Origin of the sequence: Paenibacillus xylanexedens (genome assembly GCF_017874615.1) — a bacterium.
GTDB classification, from domain to species: Bacteria; Bacillota; Bacilli; order Paenibacillales; family Paenibacillaceae; genus Paenibacillus; species Paenibacillus xylanexedens.
In genome coordinates, this window is sequence record NZ_JAGIKV010000010.1 from 128,122 (window position 1) to 144,325 (window position 16,204).

Consider the following 16,204-nt stretch of genomic DNA (forward strand, 5'->3'; position numbering starts at 1 on the left):
ACCTGAATCATACTCCGTATCCATGATTACGTCTTACTCTACTCTACCTGTTCATTGCTTTCAAACTCATTGAGCAATTCGCGTACTTTAGAAGTGGTTTTGGCGTTCATCAAGCTGTTTCTCAGCTCACTAGCACCTCGGAAGCCACGAACATAGATTTTGAAAAAACGGGCCAACGGGCTGAACGAACGTGGTTCAAGCTCAGAATATTGATCATGGAGATCCAGATGCAGCCGTAGCAAATCAAGCAATTCCTTACTGCTGTGTTCCTTCGGCTCCTTCTCAAAAGCAAACGGATTCTGGAAAATACCGCGTCCAATCATAATGCCATCCACACCATATTGCTCCACGAGTCTCAGGCCTGTTTCACGGTCAGGAATGTCCCCATTAATCGTCAACAGTGTATTAGGCGCTATCTCATCACGAAGTTTCTTAATCTCCGGAATCAGTTCCCAGTGTGCGTCTACTTTGCTCATTTCTTCTCTTGTCCGTAAGTGAATAGACAGATTCACAATGTCCTGTTGCAAAATATGGGTCAACCAGTCGCGCCATTCATTGACCTCAGTAAATCCAAGACGCGTTTTTACACTGACCGGCAGCCCCCCGGCTTTCGCCGCCTGAATAATCTCCGCCGCAAGGGCTGGCCGGCAGATCAATCCACTTCCTTTTCCATTCTCGGCTACATTCGCTACCGGACAACCCATATTAATATCGATACCTTTAAAGCCTTCCTTTGCCATACCGATACTCATCTCACGAAAGAATTCCGGTTTATCTCCCCAGATATGAGCCACAATCGGCTGTTCGTCCGCTGTAAACGTCAAACGCCCGCGCACACTATGGTGCCCCTCCGGGTGACAATAACTCTCCGTGTTCGCAAATTCCGTAAAAAATACATCTGGTCGCCCTGCTTCACTCACAACATGACGAAACACAACATCCGTCACATCTTCCATGGGTGCCAGTATAAAAAATGGTCGTGGCAATTCACGCCAAAAGTTTTCCTTTGTCATCTCAAAAGCTCCTCTATACATTCCAGGACAGTTTTTGTCCTCATTAATAGTTAAAATAGTAAAACTCGAAACTCATGCAACTACTGGCCTATCATTTACATGATCATTCGCAGTTTCGTTGCAATTCACATTATGCTGTCCTTGCTTCTTCACTTATACCATGCAAATGAACTTCCTTCAAACAGCAGTATCTGTTATTAATTCCATTAGACCTTCAGATTATTGAATGTTCGATGATCTCAAAATTGCCCTTTCCCGATTTTATCACGTCTTTATTAGATTTTCAGCCCGATTGCTCTTGCCGAACTGGAAAAGCTCCTCTAAAATGAAGCTCGACAGGCTTTTAACCTGCAAATCGAGATTTTAAGGAGGCCTGAATGATATATGGAAATTTCACTGGATATGATCAAAGATAAAGTTGAATGCTTGCAGGCTTATGACTTCCGCGAACTGGAACGAGCGATCGAAGAACGAATCGGAATGAACAAAGCATTAATGCTGCGCGTGAAGCAAGTTCAACATCAAGTAACGTTTGACCCTTTTCGCAACAAGATGTTATATAGTGCAATCGTGCATTTTAACGTAGATTAATGGACCAAGATTTTCAATAGTGAAAATCAGTTCATTGACGCAATTGCATTTAAGCATATCCTATAAAGCATGCAAAAAAGAAGACGCGAATTCGCTCGCGTCTCTTTCCATATCAAACTCCACTTTCTCTTGTTACAAATCTTGCTTAACCAACAACAACTTATAAGCAGAATTTCACCTGTAATCATACTTTACATAGTTAAATACGGGATCGTACCACTTTACAAACAGTCATTTTTGAGGATTAAGGGGGTAATACCATGCAAGAATTAATATTTATGAAGAATTATAAAAACAATGAAGTGCTGCGCAAGAGTTTTTTCGAGCTTGCTGTCAACACGTTTGAGATCAATTTTGAAGATTGGTATCGACAAGGATACTGGGGCGAGCGTTACATCCCTTATTCATATGTCGATGGAGACCAGGTTATTGCCAACGTTTCTGTTAACATCCTTGAGCTCATCATTCACGGTGAGAAGAAAAAAGCGATTCAAATCGGCACGGTGATGACACATCCTGATTATCGGGGGAAAGGACTCTCTACACGTTTAATGAATAAAGTTTTAGAGGAATACGAGAACAAGTACGATTACATGTACCTTTTTGCCAATGAATCTGTGCTCGATTTTTACCCCAAGTTTGGGTTTAAGCCTGTGGAAGAACATCTTTTTTCAATGAATTATACGGCAAAAAAATCACCCGAGCCTGCGAACATCCGAAAACTAAATGTAACTAACGCGGAGGATTTACGTCTTATTCAAAAATTGGCATCGGAAAGATTGCCTGTTTCTCGCCACTTCGCAACCCAGCATGCTCAAGGAATACTCATGTTTTATTGCCTGAATGTTTTTAGTGATGATATTTATTACTTGGAAAACGAGAACATCATTGTTATTTATCAGAAAGAAGACAATCATATTGAGCTCTTCGACGTTGTTAGCTTAAACGAAATGAATATGAAAGATATCTTGGATAAGATTGCAGATGAAGATACAGAGAAAGTAACCTTTCATTTCACTCCAGATGCAACAAATGATATCGTTCTAAAAAGTTCGATCACCAATGAAGGTTTATTTGTAAGAACCCATGGTGAACATCTCTACCCTGTGCACGTCAAACATCCGATTACATCTATTGCTTGATGATTTATTTAATAAGATCTGCCACCCGACCATACTTAAAAAAGATCAAAAAGGAGCAGGATTTCCCTGCTCCTTCGTTATGTGAAACTTCTTTCTCTCATCAAACGTAAATTCACAAGGTATAATGAAATCAGATGACCGTTCAGCATGATCTTATGACCATCATAATGAAGGAGGGGACATTCGTGGCGTTTATCCCGTTAAACTGCCCCAATTGCAACGGAAAAATTGAATACAAGAAGGATGAGGTTTTAAAGTGTCCCTATTGTGAAACAGAGCTTTTATTGAAGCAAAATCATGTCTATTACGTAGACCAGACTATTAATCATTACCATGGAACGCCCCCTAAAGTACCACCGAAGCAGACTGCCTCCGTAAAGGTAATGCTGATACTGATGTTAGTCCTAACTGGAGCGATCGGTACATATTTTTATTATAGCAACAGCTCCACCTATTCAAAAACAGAAGCCAATCTGCCTGTACGAAAGATGCCTGAAAGCGAGGTTCTGCTCTCTTTTTTGCGAGATATCTTTGATAAAGGGTCCGCCTTGCCAACAGAGGAGGAATTGGCTCGTATTCGCTATTTAACCGTAGAGCATTCGGAGAATGATCAGTGGAAGTTTACATATAGCCTCTCCGATCCCTTCAGCGATGAACAGGCCGAGAAGATCACTTATATTACTCAGGACAAGAAACTGAATAGCCAGCGGATTGATCAGCGAGATTTTGAAGCTTTTAAGGGACTAACGGCATTGGACCTGACGAATACCTATGAAATATCCCAGACGGACCAAACCACTCTGGCCCATATGCCCGGATTAAAAAGTTATGCTGGCGCTTTTAACGAATCCTTCAGTACATTTTCGGGCTACTTTGGCGACAAGTCTACAATTACGGAGCTTACCACTCAGCTTCGCAGCAATCAGGAATTGGCTATGTTGCTGGAATTCCCCAATCTGAACTCTTTATCCATTACCTATGTGGATGAGTCCGTAACAGATTTTCACTTGTTAAACCAATTGCCAATCAAGTCCCTGTCGCTCACCTTTGTCGATGAACTCGGATGGTTGTCGTCCATGACCGGGTTATCATCCTTGTCTATACAGTACAGTGAAACCACAGACCTGCAGCCGCTGTATGCCTTGACCCAGCTTCAGGAGCTTCAGTTGTCCTATTTAACGAATGTAAAGTCCATCGACTTTGTGCAAAATATGCCTGCTCTACAAACGTTAGATATTGAAAATGTAAACTTCTCCAGTCTGGAGCGCTTGACCAGCAAAAACTCTATTACCACACTACGCCTGGCTTCTCTAAGTGAGCTTGGCTCGGTAAAGGCCATAAACAGTCTGCCCTCTTTGCGGGAATTAACGTTGTCCGGCTACTACGAGAATGCAGAAGCGCTGACACTGCCTAAAGTAGAGCGAGTGGAAATTCCAAGCTCCTTTCTCCCCGGGCTAAAGGCCCCGGTTACAACCAGTCTGACGCTCCGTGGCGGAAGTGGGGAATTGAACTTGGCTGCGCTGGGGAAATTCCCGAAACTGGAGCAACTCTCGCTCTGGGAGATCGATGAAATAACCCGTCTTGCCGCCCTAGACGGCTTGTCCCGCCTAGAGAGCCTAAGCATTTACGACTCGTCACTGTTCAAGGAAAGCGATGCCTTATTTCGTTTGAAGCAGGTCAAATCTTTGATGTGCTCCGAGTGTAGGCTCAATTTTGAACAAAAATCGGCCGCAGAGAACGGCGTACTTGAACATCTGACCTTAGAGCAGCCATATTTCAGCATAAACAACACCTCTGTTACTGAAGTCGACCAGATGATGCCTTACTTTGCCAACATGTCCGCTCTACGTTCCTTCACTCTACAAGACAACAATTTGGCTTCTCTCAAATTTATGAGTAAATGGCAGGCCATAGACGAGCTTCATCTCGAGAACAATGCCATTTCCAATATCGAGCCCCTAAGCCAACTGCCTAATCTGCAAAAGGTATATCTATCCGGTAATTCCGTACAAAACAAATCCGTGCTTGGTGCGGGTGTGCATGTGTATTAGACTACTATAATTAATGGATGGTATTGAAACAAAGACAACAAGAAGGGGTTCGAGAATCATGTATAAATTCTCGAACCCCTTATGTTTAGCTTCTCACCAACATCGCCACCGGCTCCACATGCACCGTATGCGGTAAGCACTCTTGGTACCCCTATTATTGGAGAATTACACTGACCAAGCTTCACTTCGTTGTAATATGATACAACTATGTCCACTTACTCCGTATTGTCCTAACTTTTCGTATATCCTAAGCCGTCAACAAAAAAGTAGTAATCAAATATATTCATTTCCTCAAGTTGCTTGGCTATTTCTCTATGATAGATGCTTGCAATAATCAGCCGTGAATTCTCATCCAATAACACAGTTAATTCGGAAGGAGACTGCACGGGTACACCATATGCTACACTCCCCCATGCGGCTTTACGATTATCAAAAGCGCACACCACATTCAACCCACTGCTGTAACGCTCCATCCAAATCCGCAAGCTATCGCCCGCACCGAAGATATATACCTTTTTATTTTCAACATCACACAGCATGTCAGTATAGGGACGAACATACTCTTTGTAAGACCGGCCCATATCCACAATACTATGATCAATATGCTTCGGTTTACGCTCCTTTGCATCAGGCTCGTATAGCCCGCCAGGATAAGATGCAATTAGTACTTCCTTATAGCCCACAGGAACTGGAATTTTTAAATCTTCAAAGTCCATTTCAACACTTTTCGAAAACCATTTCTTGTCATACACTCTGCTGCCATGCTCGCCCATTACAACGGGGATAGAATAATATAACTGGTTAGAATACTTTGAGCAGAAGCGTTCATACCGCTCTGCAATAAAATCGTATTGCCCCGATATCCCACCAGCACCGTAGCAAAATTCCTCTTTACCTGGGGATATCTGCCCCCCCTCGCATTCATCAAGGGCAGTCGAAGCGTACATTTGAATCTGTACCTTCAATGCGGTTTCCTGAACACGTCTTGCAGCATCGCCGCTAGGCATATCGTCTAGCGGAAGGATATCGATATAGGCTCCCATGTGACCGCCTCGTGTAAACCCATTGGGAAAGTTCGAGAGGACCGTTGTATCGCTTCGCCGTAGCCTTATAAAATGGGGAGCGGCAGCAGGATCATTTTGCGGTGTCTGCAGGAAATAGGGCTCACTAAACCAGTTCTGTGAAAGCCGGAGACGATCATATTCCAAGCGTGGCAAAGCAATATCAATATCGTCATCCCACGGGATGAAACCTTTATGACGTACAGCACCGAGAAGAGTTCCAAACATGGCGAACCACGTTAACTCTTCACGCTTTGCAACCCTTGTAAATTCTTTTAGAATATCAAGTTCAATGACCTGTAACTCTTTTAGTTTATTCACTGAATAATTCTCCCAAGCTGAATGTCATCCAATAATTCGGTTCACATTTTGAAATGTGGCTTATTATGATGAAACCCTCTGCATTTCAAATCCCTTTTGCCCAATCAATTTTGTTAACAATTACTGCGTCCACACCAAGTTGCCGTGCAAGCTGTAGATCGTCCTCGTTCGTTACTGTCCACGGGCGTATCAATATGCCACGTTTGTGACAATCTTCCGCGAGCGCTGGATAGCGCAGCATATGAACGCTAGGATGCAATGCTTCAGCTCCAACCTTTTCACACTGCTCTCCAGTAACTAATACGCCTCCTCCACATAACAACGCAGTTCTAGCTGAAGGTTCAAGCAGCTTTATTTTCTGAATAGAATAGTGGTTGAATGATGACCATATAACCCTGTTTGACAAGCCGTACTTTTCAACTAATTTTAAAGCTACTGGTTCAATTCCATCATAATAGATGACGCCTGTCTTCAGCTCTATATTAATAGTCAATCCTGTCGGTTTCAATAATTCCAATACTTCTGCCAACGTTGGCACTTCCATAAAGAGCGGCCCAGTGCGTCCACTTTTATTGAAGTTGAGCTTCTTTATTTCAGATAGGGTAAAGTCCTTTACCCAACCTTGGCCATCACTCGTTCGATCGACAGTTTCGTCGTGGATGACGACGATCTCTCTGTCCTTGGTAAGCTGAATATCAAGTTCTACTCCGTCAGCGCCCACTTCAGCTGCCATTTGAAAACCATTAAGCGTATTCTCTGGTGCCGAAGAGTACGCTCCGCGATGACCCCATATTTTCATCAAAGCCACTCAGCCTTTCCATGTGCAACAATTTTATCTTTACCCGCGCCAAACCTCACAAAGCGGATCTGTCCTTTTTCAGAATCTACGAGCATGATATCAAAAGCTTCTTGAGAAGGGTCCCCGAGTTTTCGATTAGGAGTGATAAAGCCTTCCGGCTTATATTCTGTGAATGCTTCACACTTTGAATTCACTATGGATATGATAGGAAACCCTTCTTCATTGTCCAAAAAATCCCCATGGTTATGACCATTTATAAAAGCAAGGACTTTATCGGCATGAATGTTCAACAATTGCATTAACTCGTTTTCACCACGCAGCTCTTTAGCCCAATACTGTAAGCGGCTAACAGGCGTGAGGTGAGAAAAAATAGCAACTTTCCAATCCTCAGGCGTATTTTCTAGTAGTTTATTTAGCCACTGAATGCAGGCTGCATTATATCCGTAACGTAATGTCTCATTCGGGTCAAAGGAATCCAAAAAAATAAACCGTAGTTTTTGTTTATCAAAATCAACGAAATAGCGTGGCTCATCTCTACCTAAATAAAGTTCACACTGTTCTTCTATCGAAAAACGATCCGAGTTATTTCCAAAATAGTTGGTATCATGGTTACCAAGCGTAACCCACACAGGTATCTCGTTCTTCTTTAAGTCTCCAAGAACTTGTTCTACATAATGGCGACTCACCTCACGTGAGGTCATACCATCCGTGAAATCTCCAAGATGAATAATTCCATCAAGACCTATCTCTTTATGCAGTTGTTGGATGGAGGCATAGGTGTCATCCCAAGTACCATTTACTGTGTAATGTGTATCGGTCAATAATAGAAAAGGGATGTCCCCCTCTTCCCGAACATTCATAACACGCTTTGAGACCCGCTCTACTTCGTTTCTGAGCCACGGCTTCATTTCAGGCGGAGGAGTTTCATTTTTTTTAAATGAAAGAATATGATTGATGTCCTCCAAACTTTCAAATTCTGCTCCATTCATTTTCCTTAGACATACACGAAAGTAAACGGACTCTGTAAACACATAATCGTTTTGCCTGTAACTGTTCCCGCTCAAATCCTTTCGGTAAACCGTCCAGCTCTCATCTGGGGCATAGGCATATGTGTATATCCAACGCTCCTGCACTTCCGCCGCATAGGTTGCAACGTTGAACTTATAGTCGGAATTCTTTAGCCGTAATATGTCACCAGGTTGAGCCAAATAAAAAAGAGCGGTGCTTAGCATCTCAGGATGCCCTAACTCTTGCAAACCGTCACCAGCTCGTATTTTCAGCCCCACAAGACCAGTTAATGAAACCTCCAAGAAATCCACTCCCCAATTACTATTTACAACGATGAACTTTAAAGCTTGTTTAGCTCTTTTCTTGCTGTATCTAGCGAGTTCCTAACGATTTGCCACATATCGTAGTATTTGTATTCAGCTAGTCTGCCACCAAAAATTACGCCTTCTTCTTTATCCGCAAGCTCCTTGTAACTTAAATAACTGGCGTTATTTTTTTGATTATTAACCGGATAGTATGGTTCGTCCCCCGGTTGATACTCTTTTGAATACTCGCGTGTGACTACAGTTTTAGGCTGAGTGCCGAATTCAAAGTGTTTATGTTCAATAATACGGGTAAACGGCGTTGCCTGATCTGTGTAGTTCACAACCGCGTTTCCTTGAAAATTGGGCTGATCCAGAATATCTGATTCAAAATGGAGTGTGCGATACTCAAGTGGTCCGAATTGATACCCATAGAACTCGTCAAGCATTCCTGTGTATACTGTCTTCGTCGCGATTCCATCAAAATACTCTCTTTGTGCGAAATAGTCCGTATTCAGTCTAACCTCGCTACCTTCCAGTAACTTTTCAATGATTGGCGTATATCCTCCAACAGGTATTCCTTGATACTGGTCGTTAAAATAATTGTTATCCCATGTAAAACGAACGGGCAAGCGTTTGATAATGAATGCAGGCAAGTCCTTGCAGGCACGCCCCCATTGTTTTTCTGTATAGCCTTTAATCAGTTTTTCGTAAATATCACGACCAACCAACGAAAGAGCTTGCTCTTCAAGATTTTGCGGCTCGTCATATTGCACTCGTTGTTTCTCTATAATCTTTTCTGCTTCTGTCGGATCAGAAACTCCCCATAACCGATAGAATGTATTCATATTAAAAGGCAGATTGTACATCTCGCCATTAAAATTTGCTACTGGCGAGTTGGTATAACGATTAAATGTAGCAAAACGATTCACATAATCCCATACTTCTTTATCGTTGGTATGAAAAATATGGGCACCATATTTGTGCACATTAATACCTTCCACTTGTTCCGTATAAATATTTCCTCCGACATGGTCTCGTTTATCGATTACTAAGCATGTTTTATTACACTTCATGGCTTCATATGCAAATATAGCGCCGAAGGGTCCTGCACCAACAATCAAGTAGTCGTACTTCATTAGAAATTCACCGCCTTTTTAGAGTTCTAACAGCTTTTCATCCCGGCTTCCCATCAGAACGATAAGCCTCTTCATGACGGAGTTTGACCTGCGATTTGTTCTCTTATTGCCTTTTGCAGCATAGATGAACTTGTGCTTTGTGTGTAAGGAAAAAACTCTAGCTCCGAGCCTAAACTACGAAGCTGTGTTTGAAGTCTTGTCCAATGAAGCTCATGGTCACTACCCGAAAACAAGCAGCCGTAACGAAGCTCTTTCCAGGCATCTATTTTATTTGTATTGTTCTTTTCAATCGGAATAACTCTATCCACATATTTGCATTGCTTAACAATCTCAATACGCTCCTCAAATGGGATGAACGGAGTCTTATTCTTTTCATTTTCTATAATTTCATCTGTTAATACGCCTGCAATCAAGTAATGACTGCGCTCCTTGCATCTTTTCAAAAGATTAAGATGACCGATATGAAACAAGTCAAACGCTCCTGTTACATAACCTATATTAAATTTTCCGTCAGATTGGGTATCCGCGATAGTAAATGGCAATAAGTCATCCATACTTTTCTGGTAGATACGATAACTGTCCTCATAGATACCCATAGCATTTAATTGCTCAACAATTGGTTGATAGTTTGCAACGGCTATAACAATTCGATATGTTCCATAGATAAGTCGACTGGCTTCATCAGGAGAATTTATAACGATCCCTCGTTTGACTGTATCCCATACATCCTGATTGTTATCCATTATAAATTCAATTTTATACTGCTCTCCGTATTTATCTATAAAATAATCTGCATATTTACCTGATCCAAAAAGAACGAGTTTTCTATCATTGAGGCCTGAAACGGGGTCAAAAAGCTTAATTGAACGATCACTGCTCAATTTCATCGTCCTCCTGTTGCTTCTAAGAATGTATTCTGAATCATTCATCCACGTTGAACGTCCAGTATATATATCTTTATTTACGATCTTTCTGCTTAACTCGCCTTCCGTTTTCAAATAATACTTCCACAAACTTTTTAACTCATATTTTTCCTGCATTTCTTCAAGTGGAATCAGTTTAACGATCTCAGGTATAAAATTATAGATATCATGCACAGCCCGAAACATTACATATCCTGCCGGGCAGTGGTTCATGGTATATTCCTGATCAAAAAACAATAGTTCTCCATCCAGAAAGAAACAATTCACTGGAATCATTTCAATATAAGCCTTCTTAAGTATAGGTCCCCAATTTTCATTAGGAGCCATGCTTGAAAAAGAATTTTCAGAAGTATAATCCGATGAGTTCAGGATGTGCTTGTATAATACATCCAAGTAATCAAAAATAGCTTGAGTATCCTGATCCTTGATCAACTTTCTTAGATAATTCGATAATGTTGGGGCTTCGATCTTATCCATAACTGCCATGCCGTTTTCCATCGTTATGTTAAGCGAAGGTATGTTTCTTTTTATCTGCTCTTCTGCATTTCGTTTTAATTCTTCAAGGCCTGATATCCCTTCATCATATATGGGTATCTTTCTTACCTTGTTGTCACTAGAGATAACCGTAGCAAAAGATCTGTTACGGTTTCTTTCCGAAGAAAGAGCAGAATACAGTATATTAGTGTTTTTAACATCACTTCCACACTCGACAATAAAATAATTAGAAAATGAAGTCAGTACATTATTCTGAGCAAGCTTACGATACAGGGTCTTTTCACTTAAAACTCTCTCTTCGTTTTTGGAGATATATGACTTTATGCGCTCTGATATATCCTCTGTTGGAGGATAATCATCTGTATAGATAAGTTGAGGATTTCTGTAGTCAGGAAATGGATAATAGAGCTTAATAGAGTTGAAATGTATATTTTCAAGAAAGTTCAGAAGTTCACTGCGGGTGAATCGATGCATATCAGAGTGATTATCAGTTATTCCTTCAAACGGCAATCCCGATTGAGTGTCTCTTTCTCCACAAAAAAAACGAGCACCCATGCGATTTGGAATTACAGCAAGGACTTTTCCTTTTGGAGAGAGCATACTTTTCATAGCTGAAAAATAAATCTCATAGTCTTTTTCACATAAACGATCAACGCTTTCGTCAATGGCCCAAATGATATAATCGAAAAGTTGCTCGGAATTTTTTTGAAACTCTATCACATCGGAATGTATCACACTAAGATTGTTGACATCTTTCATACGCTTTTGAAGAAAGTGCGCACGGTAACCGTCCTTTTCCACAACGATATTGTTTTGCGTTCTTCTGCATATGCTCATTAAGAAAGCACCAAATGAGCCTCCGATCACCAATACGTTCGAAGTGCTCTCAAATGGGTACCATGCGAACAAACTATTTGGAATGTCGCTTAAGTAGCGTGAAACTTCCAAACGCTGATCTTTTCTAATAACATCTATGAAATTATTATCAGGATGCGAATGGATGTATGCCCCTATATCCGCATCGATCTCATTTAACGGATGAGGAATACCGTTAGTCATAACGTAGCTCCGTTCGTTAAAAATTTGAATAACTGGCTATTTACTATGCAAATAAGCTTTACTTAAAAATAATATATCCGCATCTAAGGTATACTCAAAAATACGATCGTCTGCAATGCCCATATCTACTAATTGGTCCTTAATTTCCTGACGATGAGCCTTGTTAGCCACAATATATGATGCCTGGGGATAATCCCGAACAGCCTGTTCCGGCGAAATTATGGGCTTACCTTGTAATTGACTGCCCCACAAATAGGAATTATTATCACAATAAGCTTCCATTTGATCTACTCCGTTTAACTCTAGCAAAATCGGAAGGAATCCTCCTAAGTAACCCGATCCAAAAACAACAATCGGCTGAGCAGAAGACAACTTGCTTAATAAAATAGAGAGAATACTACGTTTTTCATTTTCGATCTTTATATAATATTCATATAAATCTATCGGATTTTTTATCAATAATTCTAACTCTGACCACTCTTTAGTTAATAACTGTTCAGAAGCAATATAATTATTAGCCATAATTAGTTTCAATCTGTCAGAGATAATTTGCATATCAGATACTGCCGAATCCCAGACACTGCCCGAAATAGCCATTAATCTAATTCTTAGATTAGTTTGACGAAACATTTTGCAGTAGCTCAACGTTCGCCATATGTGTCCTTGTTTTTGAAGCAAACCATCTGCATATTGATACTCATCAATTAAGTAATGGAAAGCTTTATGATTATATACCGAAGCATTTGGATTATCCTGCCGATAATGATATAATACTTTGTCTAGATAAACTGCTTTTTTTGCTTTACAAAACGTCTGAAAAAGAAAACCGATATCTTGATAAGCAGCTCCAGAAGTTTCATTTAATTTTATGGATTTAATAAAATCCTTTTGATATATACCTGTCCACAAGTAATAATCTTTAAGAATAAGTTCAGGTGTTATGCTGGGATTGACAGAAACTCTCCCCCGATTAAATGCGAATTCTTTTTCAGTGAAAACCTCTATTTTTCTAGTGTAAGTTTCTCCTTCGCTCTTTTCAAAAAATTTCAGTGCACTCCCCTTAACATAATCTGCCTTTGATTTTAAAGCCAATTCATATAAAGTTTCGTACATATTTAACTCTATATAGTCATCCGTTTCTACAACTCCGATAAAGTCTCCTTGAGCGATTGAAATGCCCAAGTTTAATTGATAGCCGTAACTTTTTTTATCGGAGTGCATAATGCGAACCCTATTGTCTAGTGTTTCATATTTTTTCAATATTTCAAGAGTTCCGTCTGTTGATCCAGCATCTACAACGATAATTTCTATATCTCTTAATGTTTGGTTTATTACACTCTCCATACATTGTTCTATATAATTGGCCACGTTTAATGACGGCATAATTACAGAAATTTTCATGTCGCTTAACTCCTTATACCATCAATTAAATCCAATATAAATTTCCCTGAACGCTCGCTAGCATGTCCATCTTCATGAACACCGTATTTTTCCATAAATTCATCAACTTGATTCACATATTCTTCTTGATTAAAATTCTCAATATAATTGGCCAACTCTTCATTTGACTCCGCAATTGAAAATGGCAAAGTGTCATAGTCAATTAGTAACTTGCGCTCACCGTTGATATATTCCTTACGGTCTGGAGCAAACAAAAACACAGGCTTCCTCACATAAGCAGGCTCAAACATTATGCTTGAATAGTCTGTAATCATGATATCTGCAGCAGCAACAAGCTCCTGACTATCAGAGTAGTTGCTGGCATCAATAACATAATCCAATAGTGTTATTGATTTGCTCGCACCAGAAACTAACGGATGTAATCTCAAAAGAATACACCACTCATCAGAATACTTACTAGCCAATTTTTCGATTATTAATTCATAATTAATATTTGTTTCATAAACCTCACGTATATTAGAATCACCTAGCTTGTAGCGAAATGTCGGTGCATATAGTAGAATTTTTTTATTAACATTCAAACCATAATGACTTTTTACTTTTTGTCTATATTTACTCTCTTGAAAGAGAACATCAGAACGCGACGAGCCAGCCTGTATTATTTCACCTTTGAAGCCAAACCCACTTCTGCAAGTATCTGTATCAAATTTACTACCTGTAATAATGTAATCCATCATTTCTGAATTATGTCTGCACATTTCAATTTCCACAGAGTCTTTGCGAAATGTTGTAAAGTCAAAACCAAACGTTTTTAATGTAACGCTGGACCAATGTTTAACTTGTACGTATATTTGTTCAGGCTGTTTTTGAATATATGATGGAACCATATCATCATACACCCATATTTTAGCTGTTCGCATTTCATGAATATATTTACTTTTATTTTTCCAATATACAAGTCGAATGCCTCTTGGAACTTTTATCTTCAAATCGTTAACGACCCAAACAATATCCAAATCATTACGTTGTTTTAACAACTGTTCCGCGATATATTTTCCATGCCCGAAATAACCACCCGTGCTGTAAAATACAAGTTTATTCGGCTCAATTTTATCCGTACGTTTTGTTAATAAGCAATGGTTAACAATTTGATCTTTAGCCGATACGAAGGAGTTTTTTTCAATAGTTTCCATAGCTAGCAATGAGTAATAATTACTTATACCTACGCTTTCAAGTTGCTCTGCAATTTGTTCAGAGGCGTTAAGATTCGCTATGAGTACAACTAAATCATCATCCTTATACTGCTTTAGTACGGACACATTTAAAACTTTCTTTTCCTTACATTTATCCAATGAAATTTTATCAACAAAAAAATCAATTTGGTGCCCGTGCTTGGCCTCATCATTATCAATTATACCGACAATATTATCTGAATAATTTTGAAAATAAAAATCAGCGCCATAACCAGCACCAAATATAAATACAAATTTATCACTTTTGAAATTATTAAAATCTTCCCAAGTCTGAACATTAAATTTATTAACACCAAATTTATTTTTTTTTTCAGTTAATATATTTGGTTTTGTATCATCCATATTACAGATCATTCCTTTCGCTAATGCTTAAGGGATTTCCCAAAATTACTCAGTGAGAACACCAATTATAGAAGGAATTAGAAGTCAATTGATTTTTAAAGATTTCTATAATTTCTTCCTGGTATTTCTTGTTCGTCGCTATAATTACAAGTGTTTCCCTATCAAATTCTATTTCACCGAAGGCATGTACCGGAATATTTTCAATTACTGACTCATTGCCACTCATATCTGTAACAATAAAGCCATCTATTTTCACACCAATAAAGTCCATAGAACGGAGGCACTCTGTTCCTAGTATACCAGCTCCGTATATATATGTTTTTTTATGGTCCCGATATAATTTTTTTAATTCTAAAGACTTAGTGTCAAATTCATCCAAATCGTATATATATCGAAGACCTAATGAACTTCGAAGTCTATCAAATGCTTTTGATAAGGCCAACGTAAAATATCCTAATCTCTCTTCCGCATAACTTTCTGTCATAACCCATTTGCATTCATATCCAGAATCCTTAGCCGCAAATTCCAAAATTCGCTCAACAGCGTGACTCAATGTGCCGTCATCCGCTAACGGCTCGACATCAAAATCCTCGTACTTCCACTCATGCTCGAAAAGTTTTCTTAACGCATCCACCCTTGCCCAGAACACTGTTCCTATAGCCATTGGTGAAACTTCCTTATTAATATCACATTGCAAGTTCAGATCTTGTGCCAATTTAATTGTGTTTTCATAATTATTTTTCCAATTATTCATGTATGCAAAGTTAATACGCTCACTAGCCGGAACTGGAGGGAGCAGTAAACCTAGCTGATCATTCTTATTAAAATAAGAAATCACATTATAGATGTAATTTTTACTACTTAACATGTTCTCCCATTGACTGTAGATCCATTTATCTACATCCAGTTTACTTGAAGGATTTTTCTCCTTTTTGTCATGTAAAAAGCAAATATATTCATGATTCAAGATTTCTTTACGACAAGCTACTAAAAATGAACTTATATCTCTACCACGATTGTTTTTCGCAATTAATCTGCAATTCTCTCTATATAAAGAAAAGTTTTCAATTTTTCTGTTTAATTCTTCATTAGAGGTGGTAAAATAGATGGTAATTTCTTCAGGTATGTTCTCGCAATAGTCTTTATATTTATCAAAAGTATCTGAATAATGCAGATGAATGACTACAGCAATTCTTTTATTTGACATTCCATTGTCGTAACCATCTGTCATATAATTAGTCGGAAGGATACAATGTGTATTTCCAAAATCTACATCATGTGTATTGCTCATAAAATTCCCCCTA

General features: G+C 39.3%; 12 protein-coding genes. 3 read left to right on the forward strand and 9 right to left on the reverse strand.

The window, feature by feature from the left end:
* Window positions 1-38: 38 nt before the first annotated feature.
* Window positions 39-1,013: a tRNA dihydrouridine synthase gene (locus tag J2Z28_RS15135; protein WP_211083107.1), complete on the reverse strand. Its 975-nt coding sequence runs from the start codon at window positions 1,011-1,013 to the stop codon at window positions 39-41.
* 384 nt (window positions 1,014-1,397) lie between these two features.
* Between J2Z28_RS15135 and J2Z28_RS15140 the strand changes: the two genes are divergently transcribed.
* From J2Z28_RS15140 to J2Z28_RS15150, 3 genes are all read left to right on the forward strand, one after another.
* Window positions 1,398-1,604 carry a DUF2536 family protein gene (locus tag J2Z28_RS15140; protein ID WP_076215046.1) on the forward strand — a complete coding sequence of 69 codons (207 nt, stop codon included), beginning with the start codon at window positions 1,398-1,400 and terminating at the stop codon, window positions 1,602-1,604.
* A gap of 260 nt (window positions 1,605-1,864) precedes the next feature.
* Window positions 1,865-2,746: a GNAT family N-acetyltransferase gene (locus tag J2Z28_RS15145; RefSeq protein ID WP_211083108.1), complete on the forward strand. Its 882-nt coding sequence runs from the start codon at window positions 1,865-1,867 to the stop codon at window positions 2,744-2,746.
* A 395-nt stretch (window positions 2,747-3,141) separates the two neighbouring features.
* Window positions 3,142-4,797 carry a leucine-rich repeat domain-containing protein gene (locus J2Z28_RS15150; RefSeq protein ID WP_244988312.1) on the forward strand — a complete coding sequence of 552 codons (1,656 nt, stop codon included), beginning with the start codon at window positions 3,142-3,144 and terminating at the stop codon, window positions 4,795-4,797.
* A gap of 230 nt (window positions 4,798-5,027) precedes the next feature.
* Here J2Z28_RS15150 and J2Z28_RS15155 read toward each other — a convergent pair whose 3' ends face one another.
* The 8 genes from J2Z28_RS15155 to J2Z28_RS15190 all read right to left on the reverse strand — a co-directional run bounded on the left by J2Z28_RS15155 (window position 5,028) and on the right by J2Z28_RS15190 (window position 16,191).
* Entirely contained in the window at window positions 5,028-6,179 is a 1,152-nt protein-coding gene (locus J2Z28_RS15155) for a LicD family protein (protein ID WP_211083110.1), read from the reverse strand.
* Between the two features lie 85 nt (window positions 6,180-6,264).
* Window positions 6,265-6,978 (reverse strand): glycerophosphodiester phosphodiesterase, encoded by a 714-nt coding sequence (locus J2Z28_RS15160; protein WP_244988323.1) that lies wholly within the window; start codon window positions 6,976-6,978, stop codon window positions 6,265-6,267.
* A complete protein-coding gene (locus tag J2Z28_RS15165) occupies window positions 6,978-8,288 on the reverse strand; it encodes a metallophosphoesterase family protein (RefSeq protein ID WP_211083112.1) in 1,311 nt (436 codons plus the stop codon). The genes J2Z28_RS15160 and J2Z28_RS15165 overlap by 1 nt, the downstream gene beginning before the upstream one ends.
* A 38-nt stretch (window positions 8,289-8,326) precedes the next feature.
* The gene (gene glf, locus J2Z28_RS15170) at window positions 8,327-9,427 is read right to left on the reverse strand and encodes a UDP-galactopyranose mutase (protein WP_211083113.1); all 1,101 of its coding nucleotides are present in this window, start codon (window positions 9,425-9,427) and stop codon (window positions 8,327-8,329) included.
* A 71-nt stretch (window positions 9,428-9,498) separates the two neighbouring features.
* The gene (locus J2Z28_RS15175; RefSeq protein WP_211083114.1) at window positions 9,499-11,904 is read right to left on the reverse strand and encodes an adenylyltransferase/cytidyltransferase family protein; all 2,406 of its coding nucleotides are present in this window, start codon (window positions 11,902-11,904) and stop codon (window positions 9,499-9,501) included.
* Between the two features lie 36 nt (window positions 11,905-11,940).
* On the reverse strand, window positions 11,941-13,305 hold the full coding sequence (locus J2Z28_RS15180; RefSeq protein WP_211083115.1) for a glycosyltransferase family 2 protein: 1,365 nt from the start codon (window positions 13,303-13,305) through the stop codon (window positions 11,941-11,943).
* A 5-nt stretch (window positions 13,306-13,310) separates the two neighbouring features.
* Entirely contained in the window at window positions 13,311-14,900 is a 1,590-nt protein-coding gene (locus tag J2Z28_RS15185) for a CDP-glycerol glycerophosphotransferase family protein (RefSeq protein WP_211083116.1), read from the reverse strand.
* 49 nt (window positions 14,901-14,949) lie between these two features.
* Complete coding sequence (locus J2Z28_RS15190; RefSeq protein ID WP_211083117.1) at window positions 14,950-16,191, reverse strand: rhamnan synthesis F family protein; 1,242 nt, start codon at window positions 16,189-16,191, stop codon at window positions 14,950-14,952.
* Window positions 16,192-16,204: the final 13 nt, after the last annotated feature.

Bases quoted from the DNA above. Each gene is read 5' to 3' on its own strand.
- J2Z28_RS15145 (WP_211083108.1), top strand. From the start codon at position 1,865: ATGCAAGAATTAATATTTATGAAGAATTATAAAAACAATGAAGTGCTG.
- J2Z28_RS15160 (WP_244988323.1), bottom strand. From the start codon at position 6,978: ATGAAAATATGGGGTCATCGCGGAGCGTACTCTTCGGCACCAGAGAAT.
- J2Z28_RS15185 (WP_211083116.1), bottom strand. From the start codon at position 14,900: ATGGATGATACAAAACCAAATATATTAACTGAAAAAAAAAATAAATTT.
- J2Z28_RS15175 (WP_211083114.1), bottom strand. From the start codon at position 11,904: ATGACTAACGGTATTCCTCATCCGTTAAATGAGATCGATGCGGATATA.
- J2Z28_RS15135 (WP_211083107.1), bottom strand. From the start codon at position 1,013: ATGACAAAGGAAAACTTTTGGCGTGAATTGCCACGACCATTTTTTATA.
- J2Z28_RS15180 (WP_211083115.1), bottom strand. From the start codon at position 13,305: ATGAAAATTTCTGTAATTATGCCGTCATTAAACGTGGCCAATTATATA.
- J2Z28_RS15190 (WP_211083117.1), bottom strand. From the start codon at position 16,191: ATGAGCAATACACATGATGTAGATTTTGGAAATACACATTGTATCCTT.
- glf (WP_211083113.1), bottom strand. From the start codon at position 9,427: ATGAAGTACGACTACTTGATTGTTGGTGCAGGACCCTTCGGCGCTATA.
- J2Z28_RS15150 (WP_244988312.1), top strand. From the start codon at position 3,142: ATGTTAGTCCTAACTGGAGCGATCGGTACATATTTTTATTATAGCAAC.
- J2Z28_RS15140 (WP_076215046.1), top strand. From the start codon at position 1,398: ATGGAAATTTCACTGGATATGATCAAAGATAAAGTTGAATGCTTGCAG.